The sequence below is a fragment of the Entomomonas moraniae genome (genome assembly GCF_003991975.1).
In the GTDB taxonomy this organism is placed as follows: Bacteria; Pseudomonadota; Gammaproteobacteria; order Pseudomonadales; family Pseudomonadaceae; genus Entomomonas; species Entomomonas moraniae.
In genome coordinates, this window is sequence record NZ_CP029822.1 from 1,153,561 (window position 1) to 1,177,258 (window position 23,698).

General features: G+C 38.0%; 23 protein-coding genes and 1 tRNA gene. 6 read left to right on the forward strand and 18 right to left on the reverse strand.

Annotated features, from left to right (window positions below):
* Nucleotides 1–6 precede the first annotated feature (6 nt).
* Nucleotides 7–405, reverse strand: a complete 399-nt coding sequence (locus DM558_RS05415) for a hypothetical protein (protein ID WP_127162487.1) — start codon at nucleotides 403–405, stop codon at nucleotides 7–9.
* Nucleotides 406–593: 188 nt separating this feature from the next.
* On the reverse strand, nucleotides 594–2,057 hold the full coding sequence (locus tag DM558_RS05420) for an amino acid permease (RefSeq protein WP_127162489.1): 1,464 nt from the start codon (nucleotides 2,055–2,057) through the stop codon (nucleotides 594–596).
* 107 nt (nucleotides 2,058–2,164) lie between these two features.
* Between DM558_RS05420 and DM558_RS05425 the strand changes: the two genes are divergently transcribed.
* The 3 genes from DM558_RS05425 (at nucleotide 2,165) to DM558_RS05435 (ending at nucleotide 6,202) form a co-directional block, all read left to right on the forward strand.
* Nucleotides 2,165–3,322: an alpha-hydroxy acid oxidase gene (locus tag DM558_RS05425; protein WP_127162491.1), complete on the forward strand. Its 1,158-nt coding sequence runs from the start codon at nucleotides 2,165–2,167 to the stop codon at nucleotides 3,320–3,322.
* A gap of 130 nt (nucleotides 3,323–3,452) precedes the next feature.
* Nucleotides 3,453–4,970, forward strand: a complete 1,518-nt coding sequence (locus DM558_RS05430) for a DHA2 family efflux MFS transporter permease subunit (RefSeq protein ID WP_228411827.1) — start codon at nucleotides 3,453–3,455, stop codon at nucleotides 4,968–4,970.
* Between the two features lie 29 nt (nucleotides 4,971–4,999).
* Nucleotides 5,000–6,202, forward strand: coding sequence for an EmrA/EmrK family multidrug efflux transporter periplasmic adaptor subunit (locus tag DM558_RS05435; protein WP_127162493.1), 1,203 nt, complete (start codon nucleotides 5,000–5,002; stop codon nucleotides 6,200–6,202).
* Here DM558_RS05435 and phoR read toward each other — a convergent pair.
* The 7 genes from phoR to pstS are packed head-to-tail and all read right to left on the reverse strand — an operon-like array spanning nucleotide 6,195 to nucleotide 12,581.
* Entirely contained in the window at nucleotides 6,195–7,421 is a 1,227-nt protein-coding gene (gene phoR / locus DM558_RS05440; protein WP_127162495.1) for a phosphate regulon sensor histidine kinase PhoR, read from the reverse strand. The genes DM558_RS05435 and phoR overlap by 8 nt on opposite strands.
* A 58-nt stretch (nucleotides 7,422–7,479) precedes the next feature.
* Complete coding sequence (phoB, locus tag DM558_RS05445; protein WP_127162497.1) at nucleotides 7,480–8,172, reverse strand: phosphate regulon transcriptional regulator PhoB; 693 nt, start codon at nucleotides 8,170–8,172, stop codon at nucleotides 7,480–7,482.
* Nucleotides 8,173–8,174: 2 nt separating this feature from the next.
* The gene (gene phoU, locus DM558_RS05450) at nucleotides 8,175–8,888 is read right to left on the reverse strand and encodes a phosphate signaling complex protein PhoU (protein ID WP_127162499.1); all 714 of its coding nucleotides are present in this window, start codon (nucleotides 8,886–8,888) and stop codon (nucleotides 8,175–8,177) included.
* Nucleotides 8,889–8,907: 19 nt separating this feature from the next.
* Nucleotides 8,908–9,690, reverse strand: coding sequence for a phosphate ABC transporter ATP-binding protein PstB (pstB, locus tag DM558_RS05455; protein ID WP_127162501.1), 783 nt, complete (start codon nucleotides 9,688–9,690; stop codon nucleotides 8,908–8,910).
* Nucleotides 9,691–9,696: 6 nt separating this feature from the next.
* Entirely contained in the window at nucleotides 9,697–10,557 is an 861-nt protein-coding gene (pstA, locus tag DM558_RS05460; RefSeq protein ID WP_127162503.1) for a phosphate ABC transporter permease PstA, read from the reverse strand.
* Nucleotides 10,554–11,510, reverse strand: coding sequence for a phosphate ABC transporter permease PstC (gene pstC, locus DM558_RS05465; protein WP_109702503.1), 957 nt, complete (start codon nucleotides 11,508–11,510; stop codon nucleotides 10,554–10,556). Before pstC ends, pstA begins: the two co-directional genes overlap by 4 nt.
* Before the next feature lie 33 nt (nucleotides 11,511–11,543).
* Nucleotides 11,544–12,581, reverse strand: a complete 1,038-nt coding sequence (pstS, locus tag DM558_RS05470; protein WP_407644306.1) for a phosphate ABC transporter substrate-binding protein PstS — start codon at nucleotides 12,579–12,581, stop codon at nucleotides 11,544–11,546.
* A 161-nt stretch (nucleotides 12,582–12,742) separates the two neighbouring features.
* Here pstS and DM558_RS05475 point away from each other — a divergent pair, with 161 nt between their 5' ends.
* Entirely contained in the window at nucleotides 12,743–13,486 is a 744-nt protein-coding gene (locus tag DM558_RS05475; RefSeq protein WP_177412503.1) for a hypothetical protein, read from the forward strand.
* A gap of 42 nt (nucleotides 13,487–13,528) precedes the next feature.
* Here DM558_RS05475 and DM558_RS05480 read toward each other — a convergent pair whose 3' ends face one another.
* From DM558_RS05480 to DM558_RS05515, 8 genes are all read right to left on the reverse strand, one after another.
* Complete coding sequence (locus DM558_RS05480; protein WP_127162507.1) at nucleotides 13,529–15,031, reverse strand: multicopper oxidase family protein; 1,503 nt, start codon at nucleotides 15,029–15,031, stop codon at nucleotides 13,529–13,531.
* A gap of 18 nt (nucleotides 15,032–15,049) precedes the next feature.
* Nucleotides 15,050–15,523: a hypothetical protein gene (locus DM558_RS05485; protein WP_109702500.1), complete on the reverse strand. Its 474-nt coding sequence runs from the start codon at nucleotides 15,521–15,523 to the stop codon at nucleotides 15,050–15,052.
* A 275-nt stretch (nucleotides 15,524–15,798) separates the two neighbouring features.
* The gene (gene asd / locus DM558_RS05490) at nucleotides 15,799–16,911 is read right to left on the reverse strand and encodes an aspartate-semialdehyde dehydrogenase (protein WP_127162509.1); all 1,113 of its coding nucleotides are present in this window, start codon (nucleotides 16,909–16,911) and stop codon (nucleotides 15,799–15,801) included.
* A gap of 56 nt (nucleotides 16,912–16,967) precedes the next feature.
* Nucleotides 16,968–18,050 (reverse strand): 3-isopropylmalate dehydrogenase, encoded by a 1,083-nt coding sequence (leuB, locus tag DM558_RS05495; RefSeq protein WP_109702498.1) that lies wholly within the window; start codon nucleotides 18,048–18,050, stop codon nucleotides 16,968–16,970.
* A gap of 35 nt (nucleotides 18,051–18,085) precedes the next feature.
* Nucleotides 18,086–18,847: a class I SAM-dependent methyltransferase gene (locus DM558_RS05500; RefSeq protein WP_127162510.1), complete on the reverse strand. Its 762-nt coding sequence runs from the start codon at nucleotides 18,845–18,847 to the stop codon at nucleotides 18,086–18,088.
* A gap of 13 nt (nucleotides 18,848–18,860) precedes the next feature.
* Entirely contained in the window at nucleotides 18,861–19,502 is a 642-nt protein-coding gene (leuD, locus tag DM558_RS05505) for a 3-isopropylmalate dehydratase small subunit (RefSeq protein WP_127162512.1), read from the reverse strand.
* 4 nt (nucleotides 19,503–19,506) lie between these two features.
* A complete protein-coding gene (gene leuC / locus DM558_RS05510; protein WP_127162514.1) occupies nucleotides 19,507–20,937 on the reverse strand; it encodes a 3-isopropylmalate dehydratase large subunit in 1,431 nt (476 codons plus the stop codon).
* A gap of 173 nt (nucleotides 20,938–21,110) precedes the next feature.
* On the reverse strand, nucleotides 21,111–21,338 hold the full coding sequence (locus DM558_RS05515; RefSeq protein WP_127162516.1) for a hypothetical protein: 228 nt from the start codon (nucleotides 21,336–21,338) through the stop codon (nucleotides 21,111–21,113).
* A 162-nt stretch (nucleotides 21,339–21,500) separates the two neighbouring features.
* Between DM558_RS05515 and DM558_RS05520 the strand changes: the two genes are divergently transcribed.
* Together DM558_RS05520 and DM558_RS05525 are read left to right on the forward strand one after the other, a co-directional pair.
* A tRNA-Arg gene (locus tag DM558_RS05520) sits at nucleotides 21,501–21,574 on the forward strand.
* Nucleotides 21,575–22,142: 568 nt separating this feature from the next.
* Nucleotides 22,143–22,328 (forward strand): hypothetical protein, encoded by a 186-nt coding sequence (locus tag DM558_RS05525; protein WP_127162518.1) that lies wholly within the window; start codon nucleotides 22,143–22,145, stop codon nucleotides 22,326–22,328.
* Between the two features lie 1,307 nt (nucleotides 22,329–23,635).
* Here DM558_RS05525 and DM558_RS16005 read toward each other — a convergent pair.
* Entirely contained in the window at nucleotides 23,636–23,695 is a 60-nt protein-coding gene (locus tag DM558_RS16005; protein ID WP_407644307.1) for a hypothetical protein, read from the reverse strand.
* Nucleotides 23,696–23,698 lie beyond the last annotated feature (3 nt).

Genomic DNA, 23,698 nt, shown 5'->3' on the forward strand with positions numbered 1-23,698 from the left:
ATTGACTTAAAAACTAATAAATGAAAAAAATATAAAAGGCATCACTATCGGTGTAACAAACATGGCAAACATAATATTTTTAACTACTTCAATGAAGCTGTTTACATAACATTTAGATCGATTTAAAAAATAACTACGCATTGAGGAAATAATAAGCGTCGATAATGTAATGGTAATAAAAATAGGAAAATAAATTTTATCTCTTAAAGGCACACCCAATACATAGTAATTAATAAATATACCCGCTACTAGCGCTATCACTGTTAACAAAGGCACAGCAAACTTTCTGGTTACTTGCCTACTCACAAGGTATTGAAAAATAACTCCTAAGAGAATGGAAGGAATTAAACAAAAACCGAAGAAAAAACTATACAAACCATAGAATCCCATCATGAAATCTAACATACCCACACTTGTTAATTAAATAATAAAGTAAAGTAACCCATGAGTATGTAGGTATTATGTGCTTTCTGTGGAAAGTTGATGGAAAACTAGTCATAACTCAAAAATCAAAAAAGAAGAATCTATTTTTAACGCTCTAAAGATGATAACAATCATCTTTAGAGGTATTTAAAATAGCATGATCACCAAAACTATTCTTTAAATTCAGGAAATTTCATTTGCTCATAACGCACAAACTTCGTTCGTTTAATGTATTTATAACCAAGCCAAATAGTTACAAACAAAGGTAAGCCAACATAAGTTGAGATAATTCTTTTCCAATCAAGACTATCAGCTAGAAAGGCTTGGTAATCTTGACCGATAACAATGGTCATACAAACCACAAAGGCAAAAATAGGCCCAAAAGGAAAAGAGCCTGCTTTATAGGGTAATTTTGATAAATCTAATCCTTGCTTGACATAACCTTTTCTAAAACGGTAATGACTAATAGCAATCCCTAACCATGCGATAAACCCTGTCATGCCAGAAATACTTAATAACCAACCATAGACCTCTTGGCTTTCGAATAAGGAGGTTAAAAAACATAGCATAGCAATAAATGTTGTGGCATAAAGCGCATTACGAGGAACGCCATTTTCGGAAAGCTTGGCAAAAATAGCAGGCGCTTTACGCCCACGGGCTAGTGCATAAAGCATTCGAGAGGAAGCGTACATCCCCGAATTACCTGCTGATAATACCGCTGTTAAAATAACAGCATTCATTACCGTTGCCGCTGATAACAAACCAGCATGCTGAAAAACCAGAGTAAAAGGGCTAACAGCAATATCTGTCGTATCATTACTTAACAAACGTGGATCAGTGTAAGGAATCAAAAAACTAATAATCAAAATAGCTAATACATAAAATAACAAAATACGCCAAAACACACGACGAATAGCAATCGGAATATTTTTACCTGGGTCTTGTGACTCCCCTGCTGCAATACCTACTAATTCTGTGCCCTGAAAAGAAAAGCCCACAATCATCGCCACGCCAATCATGGCAGAAAACCCACCGACAAAAGGCGCCTCCCCTATTGTCCAGTTTTTCCAACCACCTGCGTCACCACCGTTTAAAATGCCAAAAATCATTAAGACACCTAGCACAATAAATATAATGACAGTCACTACTTTAATTAATGAAAACCAGAACTCCGCCTCACCAAATCCTTTTACTGAAATATAATTAATCCAAAACATGACCAATAAAAACAAGGCACTCCATTTCCAACCATCAATATAGGGTAGCCAATAAGCCATAACCAGTTGCAGCGAAACCAGATCCACTGCAATGGTCACTGCCCAGTTATACCAATAATTAAGCCCCATCGCAAAGCCAAAACTTTCATCAACGTATTCAGCACTATAAGTAGCGAATGAACCAGGGGTCGGCATAAAAGCAGCAAGCTCAGCCAAACTCGTCATGATGAAGTAAACCATAATACCAACGACGATGTAAGACAATAAAGCACCGCCGGGGCCTGCTTGAGCAATGGTTTTACCAGAGGCAACAAAAAGCCCTGTCCCAATTGAGCCACCAATCGCAATCATAGAGAGATGACGCGCTTTCAATGATCGTTTTAATGAGTTTCCATTACTAGTTGTTGCCTGAGTCATTAGTAACCTTGTAGAATCTAAAAAGATCGCAAATTTTAGCAAATTATCAAAAAAATAGCTTTTAAAAATTTATTTGAACTTTGAAAAATAAAGACTAGGCATTAAGAATGACAACAATTACCAATATTGACGACTTGCGCGTTCTAGCTAAACGTCGTGTTCCAAAGATGTTTTATGACTATGTCGACTCAGGTTCCTGGACTGAATCCACCTATAAAGCTAACACAGACGACTTCCAAAAAATAAAACTTCGCCAAAAAGTTGCACGCAATATGGAGGGGCGAACCTTAACAAGAACTATGTTAGGTACAGCGATGACAATGCCTGTAGCAATTGCACCCACAGGCTTAACAGGAATGATTCATCCTGACGGAGAAATACTTGCCGCCAGAGCCTTAGCCAATTTTGGTTGTCGTTATACCCTTTCTACCATGAGTATTTGCTCCTTAGAAGATATTGCAGAGCAAGTTGCAAAACCTTTTTGGTTTCAACTCTATGTCATGCGTGATAGAGATTTTATGCTGAGCCTTATTGAAAGATCCAAGGCAGCAGGTTGCGATGCACTTACAGTAACTTTAGATTTACAAATTATTGGTCAACGCCATAAAGACTTAAAAAATGGTCTATCTGTACCACCAAAACCCACACTCAAAAACTGGATCAACCTATTCACCAAACAGGCATGGTGCTGGAAAATGTTAAAAACCAAACACCGCTCTTTTGGTAATATTGTAGGGCATGTTAAAGGAATTGATGATCCAAGCTCTCTTTTCTCATGGACCAGTAAACAGTTTGATCCAACCCTTAACTGGAATGACCTGGAATGGATTAAGAAAGCATGGGGTGGCAAACTCATTGTAAAAGGTATTTTAGATGCCGAGGATGCCAAAATAGCTGCTAACTCAGGCGCTGATGCCATTATTGTGAGTAACCATGGAGGACGTCAACTAGATGGTGCCTGCTCAAGTATTCAAGTATTACCTTCTATTGTAGAAGCATTAAAAGAGTCAGCCGTTGAAGTTTGGTTAGACAGTGGTATACGCTCTGGACAAGATGTTTTAAAAGCTATTGCTTTGGGTGCCCAAGGCACACTTATTGGTCGTGCGTACCTTTATGGTTTAGGTGCCATGGGTGAAGCAGGTGTCACCAAGGCTCTTGAAATTATTCGTAACGAGCTTGATTTAACAATGGCTTTTTGTGGCTTAACCGATATCAACCAAGTCGACCAGCATATTCTTTTAGAAAGTACTATTCCTCACTTATAATTTTTACATAACTAGCAGGAAATACATCTACTAATTACCCTAATAGGCCTTTAGTCATTAGACCTGTGTCTATATTTAATGAATAACTCATTTCTTTTACACTACCCGCCTATGAAGTAGAGGAGTAGACGTGAGTATTAGTCAAAAGTATACAAGGGCGGAGTTAGTACTTGTTACGATCGTGTTAGCCATTGCTACGTTTATGCAAGTGTTAGATTCAACCATTGCCAATGTTGCGGTTCCAACCATCTCAGGAGAACTTGGGGTGTCTAGTACTGTAGGTACTTGGGTAATCACAGGGTTTGGTGCCGCTAATGCGGTTTCTATTGCAGCATCTGGTTTTCTTGCAAAAAAAGTAGGTGAAGTAAGGTTATTGCTTATTTCTACAGCTCTTTTTACCTTATTTTCATTTTTAGCAGGTATTTCTAATAGTATAGGTACTTTGATTTTCTTCAGGGTATTACAAGGAGCCGTTGCGGGCCCCGTCATTCCTCTATCACAAAGTCTTTTATTAAGAAGTTATCCTCCCATAATGAAGAATATGGCCATGGCCTTTTGGTCCATGACGGTGATTCTAGCACCAGTGGTAGGCCCTATTCTAGGTGGCTATATTTGTTATAACTATACGTGGTCTTGGATTTTCTTTATCAATATTCCTTTGGGTATTGCTATCGTTATCATTGGCATTCCACTACTAAAACGCTTGGAAACCAAGCCACAAGTAATCCCTTTTAACTTTATTAGCTTAGGTTTACTCACGATCGGAGTTGGCTGTTTACAAATCATGTTAGATAAAGGGAATCAACTGGGTTGGTTTGCCTCTAAACAAATCATCATTTTAGCGATTATTTCAGTTGTTTCGCTCACTTACCTCGTTATTGGTGAGCTTTTTAGCAAGAACCCTACGGTAGATTTTTCTCTGTTTAAATCTCGTAATTTTACTATCGGCACATTATCTGTCAGCTTAGCCTATATGGCTTATTTCGGTGCTATTGTGCTCATCCCGCAACTATTACAAGAGGTTTATGGCTACACTGCACTCTGGGCAGGTATTGCCTTGGCACCTATTGGAATTATTCCCATCCTTATTTCAGCTCCTTTGGCTAAATTATCTAATAAAGTCGATATTCGCTTTGTGATTACAACAAGCTTTGTCTTTTACGCTATTTGCTTTTTCTGGAGAGCCTTTACTTATACTCCCAATATGGGACTTGCAGAGGTTGTGTGGCCTCAGTTTATTCAGGGTATTGCCGTTGCTTGCTTTTTAATGCCTTTAACGACGCTAACCCTCACTGGGTTACCTGAGAATAGACTGGCTTCAGCTACCAGCTTATCAAACTTTTTTAGAACACTGGCGGGTTCTGTAGGAACCTCTATTACAACCACCATGTGGAGTAACAACGCAGCCTTGCACCATAGTCAATTAGTTGAAAACATTAATCCTTATAATCCCGAAAGTACTTTAACTTATCAAACATTAGAGCGCATAGGGCTTAGTTTACAACAAATCCCCTCCTATCTTAATCAGCAGATTAATGATCAGTCATTAATTATGTCAGCCAATGACATATTCTGGTTAAGTGGTTGTACTTTTATTTTGTTAATCATGATGATTTGGTTTGCTAAACCTTCTCAAAAAGTTAATTAGATAAATACCAAAACAGTAAAGAGTTCACAATGAGTACAGATAATTTGAGCAATAACAACGCACCAACAACCAACCAATTAGATACTAAAAAAAGTCATAATCTTAGAAAAAGATTACTTATGTTACTAACAACCGCCAGTTTTCTATTATTATTTATAGGCTACGGTGCCTATTGGCTCTTGGTATTACGCTATCAAGTCTATACTGATGATGCTTACGTAAAAGGGTTGCAGATACCTATCGTGGCACAAGTGCGCGGTAATGTGACCAAAGTTTTTTTTGAAAATACTAATATTGTTCATGCTGGCGATATTGTTGTTGAATTAGATGATACCGACGCTAAACTCGCCTACGAAAATGCAAAACATCAACTGGCTGAAGCTGTCAGAAAAATCCAAACCATTTATCAAGAAAACATTGGTTATGAAGCAGCGATTGAAGAACAAAAAATATCGCTTGCTAGAGCTGAAAGAGACTACCAAAGACGGTCTATATTGGGTAGTAATGGAGCTGTGTCTCAAGAAACATTACAACATGCCAAAGAAACAATGGAAATTGCAAAATCTGCACTGGCTGTTGCCAAGCAAAAATTAAAAAGTAACCAAGCTCTTCTGTTAAATACAGAGCTTGCTAAGCAGCCTTCAATTCTTGTTGCAGCTGATAATGTTAGGAATGCATGGGTTAACTTACAACGAACTGTTATCCGTGCGCCAATGGATGGTTATGTGGCAAGAAGAAGTGTCCAAGTGGGGTCACAAGTTGACTCAACAACCCCTTTAATGGTGATTGTTCCAACCAATCCTATGTGGGTTGATGCCAATTTTAAAGAAACACAATTAAATAATATTCGTATTGGTCAACCCGTAAAAATAACAAGTGATTTCTATGGTGATGACATTGTATTTCAAGGGACAGTTGAGGGGATAAATATGGGTACAGGTAGCGCTTTCTCGTTACTACCTGCACAAAATGCAACAGGAAACTGGATTAAGATTGTACAACGCCTCCCTGTCCGTATTCGTCTAGATAATGAGCAATCGAAAAAATATCCTCTGATGATTGGCTTATCGATGAATGTTACGATAGATATTGAGGATACCAATGGTAAAAGGCTTCAAGTAAAACAACGAACAACCCCTGCTTTTCAAAGTAATGCAACGGTTGTTAATGTATCCCAAGCCAATCACATTATTAACAATATCATTCAAGAAAATACAACGGAGATTAATTAATATTTTTTATGCGTTGCGAAGGAAAAAGTAGACTAAATATAGAGCCTTTTCCTTCGACACTTTCAATATCTAAATGGCCACCATGCCTTGATAACACGTGTTTTACGATAGACAAACCCAATCCTGTCCCACCTGTTTCACGTGAACGGCTCTTATCAATCCGATAAAAACGTTGCGTTAAGTTTTTAATATGTTGAGCGGGGATACCTTGCCCTGTATCTTTCACACGAAAAACACCTTCCCCATCGACCAATAAAAAGCTAATCTCTATACAACCACCTTCTTTCGTATAACGCACAGCATTTACCGCTATATTAGCAACTGCGCTAATTAACTCAGATTCGTTGCCGGCAATCAATGCTTTCGCATCAGCATGAATGGTAATAGTGTGATGTCCAGCTGAAAGCTCTTGTACCGTATTTTTTGTATGGTCTAAAATCGCATCACTTGCTATCCATTGATCCATCGGGGGAGGAGTACTGTCCTCTAATCGTGCCAATGTTAATAGATCACTCACTAATGACTGCATACGACGCCCTTGCTGATACATTAGATCTAGGTAACGGCTACGCTCCTCTTCTGAAAGAGGTAAATTCTGCATCGTTTCAATAAAGCCATTTAATACAGCCAATGGCGTTCTAATCTCATGAGAAACATCGGCAACAAAGTTACGGCGCATTTTTTCGATACGCTCTATTTGTGTTATGTCATTAACCAACAATAATAACCGCCCCTCATCATAAGGGTGTAGTTGCAACATTAATTTTTTTTCGTCAATACCTTGGGTTAGCTTTAATGGTTGTTGGTATTGCTGACTTTCTATATAATCGACAAACTCAGGCATTCTAATCAAGTTAGTAATATACTGTTGTTTGTCAAGCTCTCTATCTAAATGAAAAAGTTTTGCTGCTGTATCATTGCACCATTCTATTTTATGGTCTTTATCTAATAATAAAACCCCATTGGGTGATACTTGTATAGCCCCTAATAGTTTATTGAGTTGATCAATTGTATGCTGGTTCTCTTGATTACGTTGTTTTAATAATCGCTCAACATAATCTGTAATTTCTTTCCACCTACCTGTTAAATGTGGCTTTTCTTCTCGGGTAGCATCACGTCTTAGCCATAAAATAAGTTGCTCATATTGTTTTTTTGCAAAAAAAGCCCCGGCAAAAATAAAAACAACGAGGCAAATAACAATAATAAGTGAATATATCAATAACTTTCTCCGTTAACTACGATCAATTATTATAAGGTTTTAAAGGTGTTTTACATCATCATGTCTCTTTACTTGCATTAAAGCGATACCCAACTCCCCTCACCGTTTCGACTAAACCGCCAGCGTTAACTAAGGCTAACCCTTCACGTAAACGCTTAATATGTACATCCACTGATCGCTCCTCAATAAACACATGTTGCCCCCAGACTTTATCCAGTAACTGAGATCTACTGTGTACACGATTTGGATAGCGCATCAGGTAGTTAAGTAACTTAAACTCTGTAGGTCCTAATTTAACTTCTAGCCCTGCATAAACTATCTGCCAACGATCTGGATCTAACGTTAGCCCCGCTAATGATACACTCTCTTGACTAGCCTCAGGTAGTTTACGACGCAACAACGCACGTATACGAGCCAATAACTCTTGTGTTGAAAAAGGCTTTACTACATAGTCATCTGCCCCTGCATCTAAGCCTTGTATTTTATCTGTCTCTTCGCTTCGCGCCGTTAGCATAATAATCGGTATTTGCTTTGTTCGTTCATTTGCACGCCAACCTTTTGCCAAGGTAATACCGCTTTGCCCTGGGAGCATCCAATCTAGCAAAACTAAATCGGGTAATATATTATCCACTTCTTGTCGTGCATCGTCTGCATTATCAACAATGACATAATCAAAACCCGCATGTTTTAAATTGATCGCTAACAACTCGGCAATAGCCGGCTCATCTTCAACGATTAAAACTCTTGCCATTATTACTCTCCAGCGCTTTTTGTAATAGACTCAACCTCCTCCAACGAGGCATGCCTAACATCTTCACCTTTGACAATGTAGATAATAAGTTCTGCAATATTTTTTGCATGGTCGCCGATGCGCTCTAACGCTTTTGCAACAAATAATAAATCTAAGCTAGGTGATATGGTTCGTGGGTCTTCCATCATATAGGTAATTAGTTTACGAATAAAACCACCAAACTCTAGATCTATTTCATTATCACTGCGTAAAATATAAATAGCTGCATCAATATCTAATCGAGCAAAAGCATCCAGCGCTTTATGTAATAGGTCTAATGCTAAATTAGACATAAAACGTAACTCTGCCCCCATGAGGTTTTTGGAAATCCCCTGCTCAATGATAGATTTAACCATACGGGCTATTTTAGTTGCTTCATCCCCCGTACGTTCCAAATTATTAGTTGTTTTAGAGATCGCCATCAGTAGGCGCAAGTCACGAGCAGTAGGTTGCCGTCGGGCAATCATAGAGATCAAGTTTTTATCAATCTCAACCTCCATTGCGTTAACTTTTCCTTCTAAATCAATTACCTTACTCACTATTTCTATATCAAAGTTCGTCAAGGCGTTAATGGCCAAGCTCATTTGTGACTCAACCAGCCCGCCCATTTCCATAATTTGGGTAGAAATACTGTTTAATTCAGCACTGAATTGGCTCGAAAGATGCTTATTTGTCATATTATGTTGCCTATACCTACTAGCCAAAACGGCCTGTTATATAATCTTCTGTTTCTTGACGCTGAGGTTTTAAAAAAAGCTGCTCTGTTTCGCCAACTTCCACTAACTGCCCTAAGTACATATAAGCTGTATAATCAGAGCAACGCGCTGCTTGCTGCATATTATGGGTTACAATCGCTACTGTATAATCTTGTTTAAGCTCGTGAATTAGCTCTTCTATTTTACCGGTTGAAATCGGATCTAACGCAGAGCAAGGTTCATCAAGTAGCAACACTTCAGGTTTAATCGCAATTCCTCGAGCAATACAAAGTCGCTGCTGCTGACCACCTGATAAACTCGAGCCATTTTGATGGAGTTTATCTTTAACTTCAGTCCATAAGGCAGCTTTATTTAATGCCCACTCTACACGGTCATCCATTTCAGCATTCGACAATTTTTCAAAAAGCTTAACACCAAAGGCAATATTGTTATAAATAGACATTGGGAAAGGGGTTGGCTTTTGAAAAACCATACCAATACGGGCTCGAATCAACGCAACATCTTCCTTGCTGGTTAAGATATTTTCACCATCAATTATAATTTCACCTTCTGCACGCTGTTCAGGGTAAAGCTCAAACATTCGATTTAGAGTACGTAATAAAGTTGACTTTCCACAGCCAGACGGGCCAATAAACGCAGTGACTTTATTCTCAGCAATATCTAAATTAATATTTTTTAATGCATTAAACTGCCCATAGTAAAAGTTCAAATTACGAATAGAAAGCTTTACTTTGGGTGTTTTGTTATGTACTTTATCGAGCATCTGCAATTAACCTTTCTTCTTTAATAATAAACGTGCGGTGATATTGAGTATTAAAATACCAAACGTAATAATAAATACGCCTGCCCAAGCGAGTTTCTGCCAGTTTTCAAAAGGACTCATCGCAAATTTAAAGATTGTTACAGGCAAACTAGCCATCGGTTGTGATAAATCACTGGTCCAGAATTGATTTGAAAGCGCAGTAAAGAGCAAAGGCGCTGTTTCCCCTGCTATACGTGCAATCGCCAGTAAAATACCCGTAACAATACCTGCTTGCGCCGCCCTAAGGGTAACCATTAGAACAACTTTCCATTTAGGAGCACCTAATGCGTAAGCTGCCTCTCGTAATGAGTTGGGAATAAGCGCTAACATATTTTCTGTTGTTCTAACAACCACAGGAATAACGATTAAAGCGAGTGCCACAATACCAGCCCAACCAGAAAAGCCTTTAAATGGTAAAACAATTAATGAATAAACAAATAAGCCAATGATAATAGAGGGTGCTGACAGTAAAATATCATTAATAAAACGAGTGAAGCTTGAAAGAAGCCCTTTACCACCGTACTCACATAAATAGACACCAGTCATAATCCCTATTGGCGTTCCGATGATCGTTGCCATAAACACCATCAGCACAGATCCCCAAATAGCGTTCGCTAGTCCACCCACTTCTGCATTAGGTGGTGGCGTCATTTCGGTAAAGACAGCTAGTCCAATACCTCCAAGTCCTAAGTAGATCGTTTCAAATAAAATCCATGCTAACCAAAATAAGCCAAACAACATGGCTAATAACGATAACGTTAATGCCACGGTATTTTTAAATTTACGATACCGATGGCGTGTTACTTTGGGAGCGCTAAAATAACTCATGAGCGCCCTCCTTCATTTTTTTGTAATTTCATCAAAAATAATTTAGAACATGACAACACTACGAACGTGATAAAGAACAGTATCAAACCTAAATAAACTAATGATGATTGATGAAGCCCTGGGCTAGCCTCAGCAAACTCATTGGCTAAAACAGAAGTAATACTGTTAGCAGCTTCAAACAGCGAAGGAGACTCAAGCTGATTCATATTCCCTATCATAAAGGTTACGGCCATTGTTTCACCTAATGCTCTACCGAGTCCTAGCATAATACCGCCAACAACGCCCGCTTTTGTATAGGGGAATATAATGTTCCAAATAACTTCCCATGTAGTAGAACCTAGGCCATAAGCCGATTCCTTTAATAAAGGAGGCGTTACTTCAAAAACATCACGCATCACAGAAGCAATAAATGGAATAATCATAATCGCCAGAATAATACCAGCAGGGAAAATACCTATTCCCACAGGATAACCAGAAACTAATGCCCCAAGAAATGGCACACCTTCTAGTAAAGATTGCAGTGGAACTTGAACATATTCGGCCAATAACGGGCCAAAAACTAAAAGCCCCCACATACCATAGACGATGGAGGGAATTGCCGCTAATAATTCAATAGCTGTACCTAATGGCTTTTTTAACCAACTTGGGGCAAGCTCAGTTAAAAACACAGCAATTCCAAAACTAACAGGAACGGCGATAAGCAGTGCAATGACCGATGTAGCAACCGTGCCATAAATCATTACCAATGCGCCGTACTTATTTTGTATCGGATCCCACTCATTGGTCCAAAGAAAACTAAATCCAAATTCTTTAAACGCTGGCCATGCACCAATTATAAGAGAAATAATGATGCCCGCTAACATAACCAACGTTAAGATAGTGGCACCACGAAATAAACCTGCAAAAACAGCATCCCCGTAACGGGAATGCTTTCGATTTAAGGTAGTTCGCATATGTATTATCTGTCTCCTTAATACACAAGCTGATTAGTAATTAATGGCTTTGTTTGTTTTAGCATCTACAACTTTTGACCAACTTTGACGAATTGTTTTCTTTACACTGTCTGGGAAAGGAACATAATCCAGTGCGATGGCTTCTTTATCCCCCTTTTCAAATGCCCAGTTAAAGAATTTTAAAGTCGCTTCAGTTCCGCTAACATCTTCTGGTTTTTGATACACTAAAATGTATGTTGCTGTTGATAATGGCCATGCATTAGCACCTTTTGCATTCGTCATGTCTTGAGCAAATGTTTTCTCCCAATCTATGCCTTCAGCCGCAGATTTAAAGCTTTCATCATTAGGCGTAATAAAATTACCTGCTGCATTTTGTAATGCAACATAACTCATATTATTTTGCTTAGCATAAGCATACTCAACAAAGCCGATTGAGTTAGGTAAGCGCATAACATAGGTAGAAACGCCTTCATTTCCTTTACCGCCCACGCCCACTGGCCATTTAACAGCAGCTCCGGCACCTACATCTTTTTTCCAATCATCGCTTACTTTAGCTAAATAAGAAGTGAAAACAAAGCTTGTGCCTGAACCATCCGCACGACGAACTACTGTAATTTTTGCATTGGGCAAATTAAGGGTTGGATTTAGTTTTTTAATCGCTTCGTCATCCCAATGAGTAATTTTACCTAGATAGATATTGGCTAATACATCCCCTGTTAGCTTTAGCTGGCCTTGTTGTATGCCTTTAATATTCACAACAGGAACAACACCGCCAATCACTGTAGGGAACTGAATAAGCCCTTCCTTTGATAACTCCTCATCTGATAATGGTGCATCAGAAGCTCCAAAGTCAACGGTTTTGGCAATGATTTGCTTTACACCTGCACTTGAACCAATCGACTGATAATTAACTCGATTGCCAGTTTCTTTGTGATACGTATCAGCCCACTTTGAATAAATAGGTGCAGGAAAAGAGGCGCCAGCGCCGGTCATATCTTTAGCAACCGTAGGCAAACTCACCAGTAAAGAAGCAAACCCCAAAACTTTCAAACATGCAGCTATTTTCATAATATCTACCTCAATAAGTAATTTTCAAAATAGCATGACAGAGTTTTATGACAGTATTATGACAATTAAAAAATATTCACCTATTTTTTAATAATAACTTTAAAAAAACAACTATATCTGTTTATAATCACAAGGAAGTGTTATTAAATTGATTAAGTTACTCAATGTATTTTCATTTAAAAAAGATTATTTTTATTCCTCTCGCTTATAGCTTCTTTTGTTTAGCCGGTTGTCAAACTAATTTCAGTGATGCCGATTTAGAACGTGAGGAACTTGTAACCAATCGCAGTAGTATGGGTGCTGGAGAGCTACTACAAACCGACGCAAACCGTGTAGCCACGATTGCTATGCGTAATAATTTGCATGGCCTCTATATTCTGCTTGAAAAACTGTACAAGCGTAATCCGCGTGAATGGCGCAAAACTTCAAACTCTCTCGAGAATGCTAGAAAACTTGTGTTTGACGCGATTGAAAATGATCTGTCTTTTCCAGGATTAAATAATAAAAAAAGTATTGACGCTCTTTATATTTCAATGGACCCTGATTTTACAGGCGATCGTGCGGGTGCATTTATCTATGGGCTAGCCACTATGATTATTATTGCCCATGGTGACCATACAAAATTCTATATATCAGATGTGGTAAATGCCCAATATATTTACAATGCAGCACGTAATGTAGAAATAGCCCAATGGATATTAATGCAACGTAAGGATGCTAATAACCAACCACTGCTTATTTCTAATGAAATTTCTAAAAAAGGCTATAATCTAACATTTGCTATAGAACTTGCAAAAATATCAGGGCGTTTAGACCTTGTTTCAGAAATGCTCGATGAGCGCTTCCGTCGTGTTGGAACTAACTATGTGCATAATCTTCTATTCTTAACTTTTTTACCGGTACAATAAAAAATAGCTGATAGAAGCAGCTATTTTTAAAGCAAACTAAAATTATTCGTTCTCAACCTGCCCCATCATACCCAAGGACTCATGCTCAAGTATGTGGCAATGGTACATCCTTACACCCTTATCATAATCAACAAAAATGATACGTGCTTTTTCATATGGTTTTAGGTTAATCGTATCTTTTAACTCTTTAAAAAGTGGCTTAGTAACTTTGCCCGCCAACTCATACTCTTTTACTTGAAACTGAAGGCCATGTATGTGAAAAGAGTGATCCATATGAGAGTTATTAAAAATCTCCCATTCCTGAACCGTACCTGCTTTGACTTTATAGTCAATACGATTCATGTCAAACGTTTTACCATTAATTAAAAAGTCCACGCCAGCTAAAGACTTAGGATTAGCTGCTTCTGTGTACTCAATTTTATGGAATGCTGTTGCAACAGGTGCCGTAGGAATATCACGTAATCGTTTAGGTAAGTTAATTTTATCTTTTAACTGCATTTTAACCTGGGCTATAGGTAAATCTTTTTCTTTAGCAACTTTTCCCATTTTTCCACGCTCATAAGCCAATGCAGTCAATGTAAACTCACCTTGTTTTTTAGGTGTTAATACAACCTCTGCACGCTCCCCAGGGCTTAACAATAAGCTTGTAATAGCAACGGGTTGCTCTAACAATCCACCATCACTTGCCACCTGATAAGCCTCTACTTCACTTGATGGAAAAGAAAGATTTAAATAACGGCCAGAATTAGCATTCCAAATACGCCAACGTTGAGTCCCCCCTAAAGAGATAACAGGTTGATATTGGCCATTGATGAGCTGAAACTGCCCTTCTCGCCCATTCATCCAGTCTAACATAGAGTTATCAGCTATTTGAGCTTCTTTATTTAATTTCAGATCAGAAAAAAATAGATTTTGTTCAGGAATTGCTTTTAATGGATCGTTCGGATCACGAACAATAAAACCACCTGCTAGCCCCTTATAAACTTGTTCTGCCGTAGTCTCATGGGGATGAGGGTGAAACCAGTAAGTCCCTTCAAAATGAGCAGGTAATGTAAATTCAACTTGCCTTGTTTGACCTACTTTGACTGGATCATGAGGATTACCATCCACTTGTGGTGTCACTGGTAAACCATGCCAATGAACGGTTGTTCCTTCTGGCAAATGATTTTCTATGGCTACTTTAACTTTAGTGCCAGCCATCACATCAATAATAGGTAATATTTTTTGATTATAAAGCCAAAATGTTGTCTGCTTACCAGGAATAATCTCAACCTTTGTAGACATTGGCATCAAATATGTTTCAAATACACCCTGTTGTTTACTTTGATTAACCAATAATGGAAGTGGCTTTAAAGGTTGACCTTTGGGCATTAGTTCTTTTTCTAGCAATGGTGCCTCATTATTAGGCATCGACATCATCATATCATGCTGACTATGATCAGGCAGTGAACTTTGCATGTTATGATGCTGTGCAAGACTCAAAGGAATCTGTAAAGAAAAAACAAAGAAACAACTAAGATATTTAACGATTTGCTTATTGTTCATAAGATCCCATGTGATCAGCTATTTTTTAGGTTTAGATTCCGGATATCGCCAATACCATAGAAGCTCTTCCTTACCATCATTTGAACCTATCCAACTATTACTCTCACCCGTCATAATCCCATCAATGGCCCATTTAATTTCTGGTATCCAATTTTTACCAATGATTAGCTGTGCTGGGTCTAAACCAACAGAGAACTCCCACTTATCTGCCTGTTTCGAGTAGATAAGATTAAGTTCATTTGGAACATCACACTGAGCAATACCAACTCTGTTATTTGGCACACTGAGGATATCATCATTAGGGCGTGTAATTTTAATAAGCTTACTGTTTTCTTTTTGATCTTTCTCAAATGCTCTCAACAGTAACAATAAAGAATGACAGCCAATAATATCAGCTGTTAAATGCCAGTTTGGATAATAAATATCATCAGGATATTGATACCGCCAAAGTGAAATCACACCTTGCTGCTTCCAGTTATCCGCATACAACATTGAACACCTAACTCCCCTTATTTTTTCCGACTTCAAGGCGTACAGCTATACTTATTAATGCTGGTCGAATTATGCCACAATTCATACCAATAATAATATGATTATTTATCGTTTTTGAAAAATAAATAAAATGACATCTCCTGTATTAAAGCCAGAAGTCACCATTATTCTATTTTTAAGAGAATAGTTTTATAGAGAAATGTTATTTAAAAGAAATGTTTTCTATCAGTTAATTCATTTACCTTGTTAAAAACAAGGTAAATGAGTAAATAGGACTAACGTTCGAGCAGAATTCTTAACATGCGGCGCAAGGGTTCGGCAGCTCCCCATAATAACTGATCCCCCACAGTAAACGCACCGATGTATTGAGAGCCCATATTCAGTTTACGTAATCGACCAACAGGTACACTCAAAGTGCCTGTAACAGCCGTTGGTGTGAGCTCCTTCATAGTTATTTCACGGTGATTAGGTACTAACTTCACCCAGCTATTATGATTTTTAATCATCTCTTCAAGATCATTTAGAGGGATATCTTTATGTAGTTTAATTGTCAGTGCTTGACTATGACAACGCATTGCGCCCACGCGAACACAAATACCATCAATAAGAGTAGGGTTCTTTGCACTCCCTAAAATTTTATTGGTTTCAACTTGTCCTTTCCACTCCTCACGGCTTTGGCCGCTGGATAATTCTTTATCAATCCATGGAATTAAACTTCCTGCAAGAGGGACACCAAAATGCTCTGCGGGGAAGTCAGCACTACGCTGTGTTGCAGATACTCGGCGATCAATATCTAAAATAGCACTTGCAGGATCAGCTAACTCAGCTGAAACAGAATGGTTAATCACTCCCATTTGCTGAATGAGTTCGCGCATATTTTGTGCACCTGCACCAGAAGCAGCCTGATAAGTCATTACACTCATCCATTCCACAAGACCGGCTTCAAATAAGCCACCTAGCGCCATTAACATTAAACTAACAGTGCAATTACCACCAATAAAATCTTTCTTACCGGTTTCTAAAGCATGATCAATTACTTTACGATTAACAGGATCAAGCACAATAACCGAATTGTCTTCCATTCTGAGCGTCGAGGCAGCATCAATCCAATATCCCTGCCAACCTGCACTACGGAGTTTGGGGAAAATTTCTGTCGTATAATCGCCACCTTGACAGGTAATAATAGCGTCTAGCGTTTTTAACTCATCAATATCATAAGCATCTTTTAATGTATCGACAGACTTACCAATAGAGGGTGCAGCACCTCCTACATTTGATGTTGTAAAAAAAACAGGCTCAATTAAATCAAAGTCCTTTTCCTCTTGCATACGTTGCATAAGGACTGAACCAACCATTCCACGCCAACCTATCAAACCTACGCGTATCATATTAATACTATTTCCTCTAAAAACTTAGTGCAGTGACGCTCTATGTGATTATTTAACTACAGTTTTTTTAACTCAGCTACAACAGCATTTCCCATTTCTGAGGTCGATACTTTATCACATCCCATTGACATAATGTCAGCTGTACGTAAATTTTTATCTAATGTTAAACCAACTGCTTTCTCAATTAAATTAGCTGACTCAGCATGTTTAAATGTATAACGTAACATCATAGCGGCAGAAAGGATGGTTGCCAAGGGATTAGCCATATTTTTACCAGCGATATCAGGCGCTGATCCATGGCTAGGTTCATACATGCCCTTGCCATTTGCATCAAGAGATGCTGAAGGTAACATACCAATAGAACCTGTCAACATAGAAGCTTCGTCCGATAAAATATCACCAAACATATTATCCGTAACCATCACATCGAATTGTTTAGGTAAGCGAACTAACTGCATAGCCGCGTTATCGACATACATATGCGATAACTCAACATCAGGATACTCTTTTGCCATATTGGTTACAATTTCACGCCATAACTGACTAGACTCCATCACATTGGCTTTATCAACTGAACATAACTTTTTATTACGTAGTTGCGCCATTTCAAAACCAACACGTGCAATACGTTCGATTTCACTTTCACGGTAAGGTAACGTGTTATAACCTTGGCGCTCGCCATTTTCTAGAGTACGAATACCACGAGGTTCACCGAAATAAATCCCCCCCGTTAACTCGCGCACGATTAAAATATCAAGCCCTGCTACAAATTCAGCTTTTAGGCTTGAAGCATTCGCTAATTGAGGATATAAAATAGCAGGACGTAAATTAGCAAATAAGCCTAATTCAGAACGGATTTTTAACAATCCTTTTTCAGGGCGAATACTACGTTCAAGGGTATCCCACTTAGGACCACCCACTGCACCTAATAAAACGGCGTCTGATTCTTTTGCTGTCGCCAGTGTTGAGTCCGCTAAAGGAACACCGTACTTATCAATTGCAGCCCCGCCGATAGTGTCTTCCGTATACTCAAGACCTAAGTTATATTTGTCATTGACGACATTTAATACTTTTACTGCTTCGTCAACAATCTCTGGACCAATACCATCCCCAGCCAATACTAAAATTTTCTTTGTCATGATGTTCCCTTACTCAATATAATTAATCTACTATTCTATAACGTTGTCGCCCATACCACCACCACATCGGTAGAAAACGAGCCCTGTTGATCTATCTCAAAATAATCACGTACTTCTTGCGCCATTGATTGCTGCAATGACAAAATAGCATTTTTATAAACATCAGGCGTACGCATACGCGTTACCCAACTATTAAACTCTAAACGTAACTTTTGCTTATGGTGTTTAGTCACCAGTAAGCCCGCCTCTCCCATTTGCCTAATCCACTCTGCAACGGAGTAATCACGCACATGGCTTGTATCACGTAACACCTCAACCGTTTGTAAATATGTGTCTAGCAGTGGCTGCTCAGGTGAAACCACATCAATGAAAGCAGCTATACCTGACAGTTTTAAAACACGCTTTACTTCACGTAAGGCAATACCTAAATCTTGCCAATGGTGTGCAGAATAACGACTAAACACAAAATCAAAACTATTATCAGCAAAAGGTAACGATTCAGCGACCCCTTGAGCAGTTTCAATATTCTTCAGTTGCTTTTCTTGGCTTGCCTTAGCTACCACCTCAAGCATAGAACCCGAAAGATCGTAAGCAATCACTTTGTTAACAAAAGGTGCCACCTGAAAGCTCACATGCCCTGCACCACAACCCAAATCTAATACGTTGGCATGGGTCTGTTTAGAAACAGCTTCCTGTAATAGTTTAAACTCATCACCTTGTGCGTGAACAGCACTGCTTAAATAAGCATTAGCCTGCTCACCAAACTGCCTATCAACCACTTGCTTATGGTCAGTCACTTTCTATTCCTCATCAATCACGAAATAACCAAGGTTGAGACTCTTTATGCTTAATCTCGAAAGCACGAATGGCATCAGCATCTTGCAATGTCAAACCAATATCATCCAAACCATTTAAAAGACAGTGTTTACGGAATGAATCAATCTCAAAATGATATTGCTTGCCCTCAGGAGTTGTTACTGTCTGGCTAGCTAAATCAACAGTTAATTGATAGCCCTCTTTAGCCTCAACCGCTTTAAGTAACTCATCAACTTCATCTTCAGTTAAAATAATCGGCAATAAGCCATTTTTAAAACTATTGTTAAAGAAAATATCGGCATAGCTTGGTGCAATAACTGTTCTAAAACCATATTCGTCCAATGCCCAAGGCGCATGTTCTCGAGAAGAACCACAACCAAAATTTTTACGTGCGATTAAAATAGTTGCCCCTTGATAACGAGGTTGATTTAACACAAACTCTTTATTAATTGGTCTCTTTGAGCAGTCTTGCCCAGGATAACCTTCATCTAAATAACGCCACTCATCAAACAAGTTCACACCAAACCCTGTGCGCTTAATCGATTTTAAAAACTGCTTTGGAATAATTTGGTCAGTGTCTACATTTGCACGATCTAAAGGAGCAACTAAACCAGTGATTTTTGTATAAGGTTTCATACTATTACGCTCCTCTCTTCATTAACTCACGAACATCAATAAAATGCCCTGTTACCGCTGCTGCGGCAGCCATAGCTGGGCTAACCAAGTGGGTACGCCCCCCATTACCTTGACGCCCCTCGAAATTACGGTTAGAGGTTGAAGCACAATGCTCACCACTTTCTAAACGATCAGGGTTCATGGCTAAACACATTGAGCACCCAGGCTCGCGCCATTCAAAACCTGCTTCAATAAAAATCTTATCTAACCCTTCTTTTTCAGCTTGTGCTTTAATTAACCCTGAACCAGGAACAACCATTGCCAATTTAACATTTGATGCAACTTTACGACCTTTCGCCACTTTAGCCGCTTCACGGATATCCTCAATTCGCGAGTTAGTACAAGAACCTATAAACACCTTATCCACTTTAATATCTGTAATGGATTGATTAGCTGATAACCCCATATATTTTAAGGCACGCTCAATGGAACCACGTTTAATCGGATCAGCTTCTTTTGTTGGATCGGGTACTGTTGCATCTACAGGCAACACCATTTCAGGCGAAGTACCCCAACTGACCTGGGGTTTGATCGCTGTTGCATCTAACTCAACAACAGTATCAAATGTTGCGCCTTCATCAGACATTAACGCACGCCAGCTAGCCACAGCCTTATTCCAATTATCACTTGTTGGAGCAAACGGCCTACCTTTGACATACTCAATGGTTTTATCATCAACAGCTACCAAACCAACACGTGCACCGGCCTCAATCGACATATTACACAACGTCATGCGCCCCTCAACGGATAGGTCACGAATTGCACTGCCTGCAAACTCCATAGCATGCCCTGTACCACCTGCTGTACCAATTTTACCGATAACTGCTAAAATGACATCCTTCGCAGTAACACCATCAGATAACTTACCTTCGACCTTAACAAGCATATTTTTCATTTTCTTTGCTACTAAACATTGTGTAGCTAAAACATGCTCAACTTCTGACGTACCAATACCATGAGCCAATGCGCCCAATGCACCATGAGTTGATGTGTGAGAGTCACCACAAACAATAGTCATTCCTGGCAACGTAGCACCCTGCTCTGGACTGATAACATGCACGATTCCTTGGCGAACATCATTCATTTTAAATTCTAAAATACCAAAATCATCACAATTCTCATCCAATGTTTCTACTTGCAAACGAGAAACAGGGTCCGTAATCGAGTCAATACCACCTTTACGATCCGGGGTTGTGGGTACATTATGATCAGGCGTTGCAATATTAGCATCAATACGCCATGGTTTACGATGTGTCAAACGCAACCCCTCAAAGGCTTGTGGAGAAGTCACCTCATGTAATATTTGGCGATCAATATAAATTAAAGCAGAACCATCATCACGCTGTTTGACCAAGTGTTGATCCCACAACTTATCGTATAACGTCTTAGCAGACATGGTGTTTCCTCATCAAGGTTAATCTAAGTTATTCATTATTTTAGGCTATAGTAAGCCCAACAATTCAATAAAACAAATTTATATTTTTTATAAAAAATATTCCTAAAAGGAATATAAAAATAATTTACAAAAAAAAGCCCCTATAAAGGGGCTTTCTTTAATAATCTGTTTAATTAAATTTCTGATTTACGCTTTTCAGCTAATTCCATTATTTTTACCATTAAAGGATTTCCGCCCGCTTTAGCCAATCTCATTGCCGAAAACATATTACGCTGGATATCTCTAATTTTTGTATGAGTAAGACTTGCCACCTCATCCAATACTCTATTAATTTCTTGAACTGTTGTTGATGACTTTAATAAGTTAACTATATTATCAACATTTATTGCAACATTTGACATTATCATCCCCTCGTTTTCAAATGAATCTACACTATACGCCTAAATACAAAATTAAAAAGACTCAAAATGTTTCCTTAAATAACGATACAATAATAACAACCGACTGCAACTAAATAATAACATAGAAATTAACTGACTAATTATGATAAACTTAACCATCTTGCGCTTGTAGCTCAGCTGGATAGAGCGACCGCCTCCTAAGCGGTAGGCCGCGGGTTCGAATCCCGCCTCGCGCACTTTTTCGGACAAAATAAAATCCCACAAAATGCTATTTATCCCACACCATACCTAAAGAAAATTGACTATTAGTCTTGGTTTAGTCATATCCCTTTATATTAATTAACCATTTTTATTTTAAAAAAGAAAAAATTCATAAATTCTATAAATGGTGTCTTTTGCCGGTAAAGATATTTATTATTCCATCTACCATTAAATGAAATAAATCACAAGATATTAATTATATTGATTTTTTAATTAAAAATCGTGATTCACTATAATATACTTAATCGCGTAATATCGTGGTTGATCCGCATGGATTAGCTTATTGACATTATGAATAATCGACCACAGCATTACCTTTAATTAGTAGTTAGTTTTACAAAAACTGTATTCTTTTTCGAAACTTTCTCTTATTAAACTAGTTACTATCCATACTACCTTTATCTACAAATACTGTAGATAGATCCACTCTAACCTCCAATAGCGAGATCAATACTATGAATAAGTATCGTTTTTTTATTTTAGCTGTCGTACTTTGTAATTTCTTAACGGGCTGCGCTATGTATTATAGATAAGGAGGACAATGTGTTTAGATTTCTATTAATTAACTGTCTTTTACTAACTCATGGTTGTATGACCGTTTATGAATGTGAAGGAGACCATAAGGAACAATATAATAATATTTCTCCTACCACTCAACAATCAGATACAACAAACTCTGGAGATAAACCACCGAACACTCAAGCCAACACTAGCAAAGCTAAATTATAACTTAATATAGCCAACCTATCCTATTAATACTTTTTACTAACAGTTTTAGAACATTTATCCCCTTTAAGCGAATAAATCATTAATCGTTTAAAGGGGAAATGGGTTATTGATTTACTGCAATTAATAATGGTTCAGTGGTTTGTTTGATCAATATTGATTGTTACGTTTGATGAAGCTGAAAATTTTGGCATTGGCTAGGTTTTCTGTGCTGCTATTTACTGCTCCAGTATTCTAGTACCCGTTAAACGTTGTTATACTTCGTCATATTGTACTGTCATTAAAATATAATCAGGACTAAGAATCATTTGCGTCAAAATAATACGATACTCTAGGGCTTAGAGTGGACGATCTGTTATCTAATGTGAATCACTTTAATCCACAAATGAGTAAACTGATAGGGAGATAATCAAGTGTCCAACGCTCAAAAAAGTCGGTATTAAAGGATCCTCCCTTTTGACATACATTGAGAACTGATTTAATGAAACAACTTGATTTTAATTTGGCCTTTATTCAAGGAGTTTATTGGATCATATGACAAATATTGACTCAATCAAAAACCTATTGAAGAGTCGATGATAAAAAAAGATTAATCCAAAAATGTTCACACAGAATAAAGAAAAAATTCAAAGAAACAATTTAATAATTTTCTGCAAGCATTATATTCTTAGTATTAGCAAGTCTGTAAAACACAAAGCTTACTAAATTTTATTTCAAACCTAAATAGCCTTTAGGGCCACTAGGTTAATATGGTGGGTTGTATAGGATCCGAACCTATGACCAACTGGTTAAAAGCCAGCTGCTCTATTGACTGGGCTAATGACCCAAATTCTTTTAAATTTGGTCGGAGCAGAGGGATTGGAACTCCAGACATCCTGTTCCCAAAGCAGGCGCGCTACCAACTGCGCTATACTCTGATAAATTTGGTCCACTACCTGGGCTCAAATCGGGAACTCAATGATTAGCTGTCATTTGATCTTAGTTATGCTTCTATGTATGATAGTTAGTTGAAAGCTATCCAAGCTAAGCATCATCCCTTTTTTAGTATATAAGTCCCACAATAATCTTACAAACTATAAGCTATTCTAAATGCGTAATAATTAAAAGATTTATTATCTAATAAATTGATTGTAATAGATATAACTTTCCTTTTATTAGGACAAATACATTATCTAGTACAATACACTTAAAGTTACACAACTATGTTCATTATAAATATAGTTAATTAAGAAAATATCATTTTCTAATTAATTTAATGTTAAGTTTTTCAATAATCCTATTTTCTGTACACCATCTCTATCATCTCCTTGTTATTTGATTGTTTTGACGTTCGTAAAATCAAAGATTTGTTTTACTTTGTGATAAAGCATTTT

Coding starts and splice junctions, on each gene's coding strand:
- DM558_RS05415 (WP_127162487.1), bottom strand. CDS start 405: ATGTTAGATTTCATGATGGGATTCTATGGTTTGTATAGTTTTTTCTTC.
- DM558_RS05420 (WP_127162489.1), bottom strand. CDS start 2,057: ATGACTCAGGCAACAACTAGTAATGGAAACTCATTAAAACGATCATTG.
- DM558_RS05425 (WP_127162491.1), top strand. CDS start 2,165: ATGACAACAATTACCAATATTGACGACTTGCGCGTTCTAGCTAAACGT.
- DM558_RS05435 (WP_127162493.1), top strand. CDS start 5,000: ATGAGTACAGATAATTTGAGCAATAACAACGCACCAACAACCAACCAA.
- phoB (WP_127162497.1), bottom strand. CDS start 8,172: ATGGCAAGAGTTTTAATCGTTGAAGATGAGCCGGCTATTGCCGAGTTG.
- phoU (WP_127162499.1), bottom strand. CDS start 8,888: ATGACAAATAAGCATCTTTCGAGCCAATTCAGTGCTGAATTAAACAGT.
- pstB (WP_127162501.1), bottom strand. CDS start 9,690: ATGCTCGATAAAGTACATAACAAAACACCCAAAGTAAAGCTTTCTATT.
- pstA (WP_127162503.1), bottom strand. CDS start 10,557: ATGAGTTATTTTAGCGCTCCCAAAGTAACACGCCATCGGTATCGTAAA.
- pstC (WP_109702503.1), bottom strand. CDS start 11,510: ATGCGAACTACCTTAAATCGAAAGCATTCCCGTTACGGGGATGCTGTT.
- DM558_RS05475 (WP_177412503.1), top strand. CDS start 12,743: ATGTATTTTCATTTAAAAAAGATTATTTTTATTCCTCTCGCTTATAGC.
- DM558_RS05480 (WP_127162507.1), bottom strand. CDS start 15,031: ATGAACAATAAGCAAATCGTTAAATATCTTAGTTGTTTCTTTGTTTTT.
- DM558_RS05485 (WP_109702500.1), bottom strand. CDS start 15,523: ATGTTGTATGCGGATAACTGGAAGCAGCAAGGTGTGATTTCACTTTGG.
- asd (WP_127162509.1), bottom strand. CDS start 16,911: ATGATACGCGTAGGTTTGATAGGTTGGCGTGGAATGGTTGGTTCAGTC.
- leuB (WP_109702498.1), bottom strand. CDS start 18,050: ATGACAAAGAAAATTTTAGTATTGGCTGGGGATGGTATTGGTCCAGAG.
- leuD (WP_127162512.1), bottom strand. CDS start 19,502: ATGAAACCTTATACAAAAATCACTGGTTTAGTTGCTCCTTTAGATCGT.
- leuC (WP_127162514.1), bottom strand. CDS start 20,937: ATGTCTGCTAAGACGTTATACGATAAGTTGTGGGATCAACACTTGGTC.
- DM558_RS05515 (WP_127162516.1), bottom strand. CDS start 21,338: ATGTCAAATGTTGCAATAAATGTTGATAATATAGTTAACTTATTAAAG.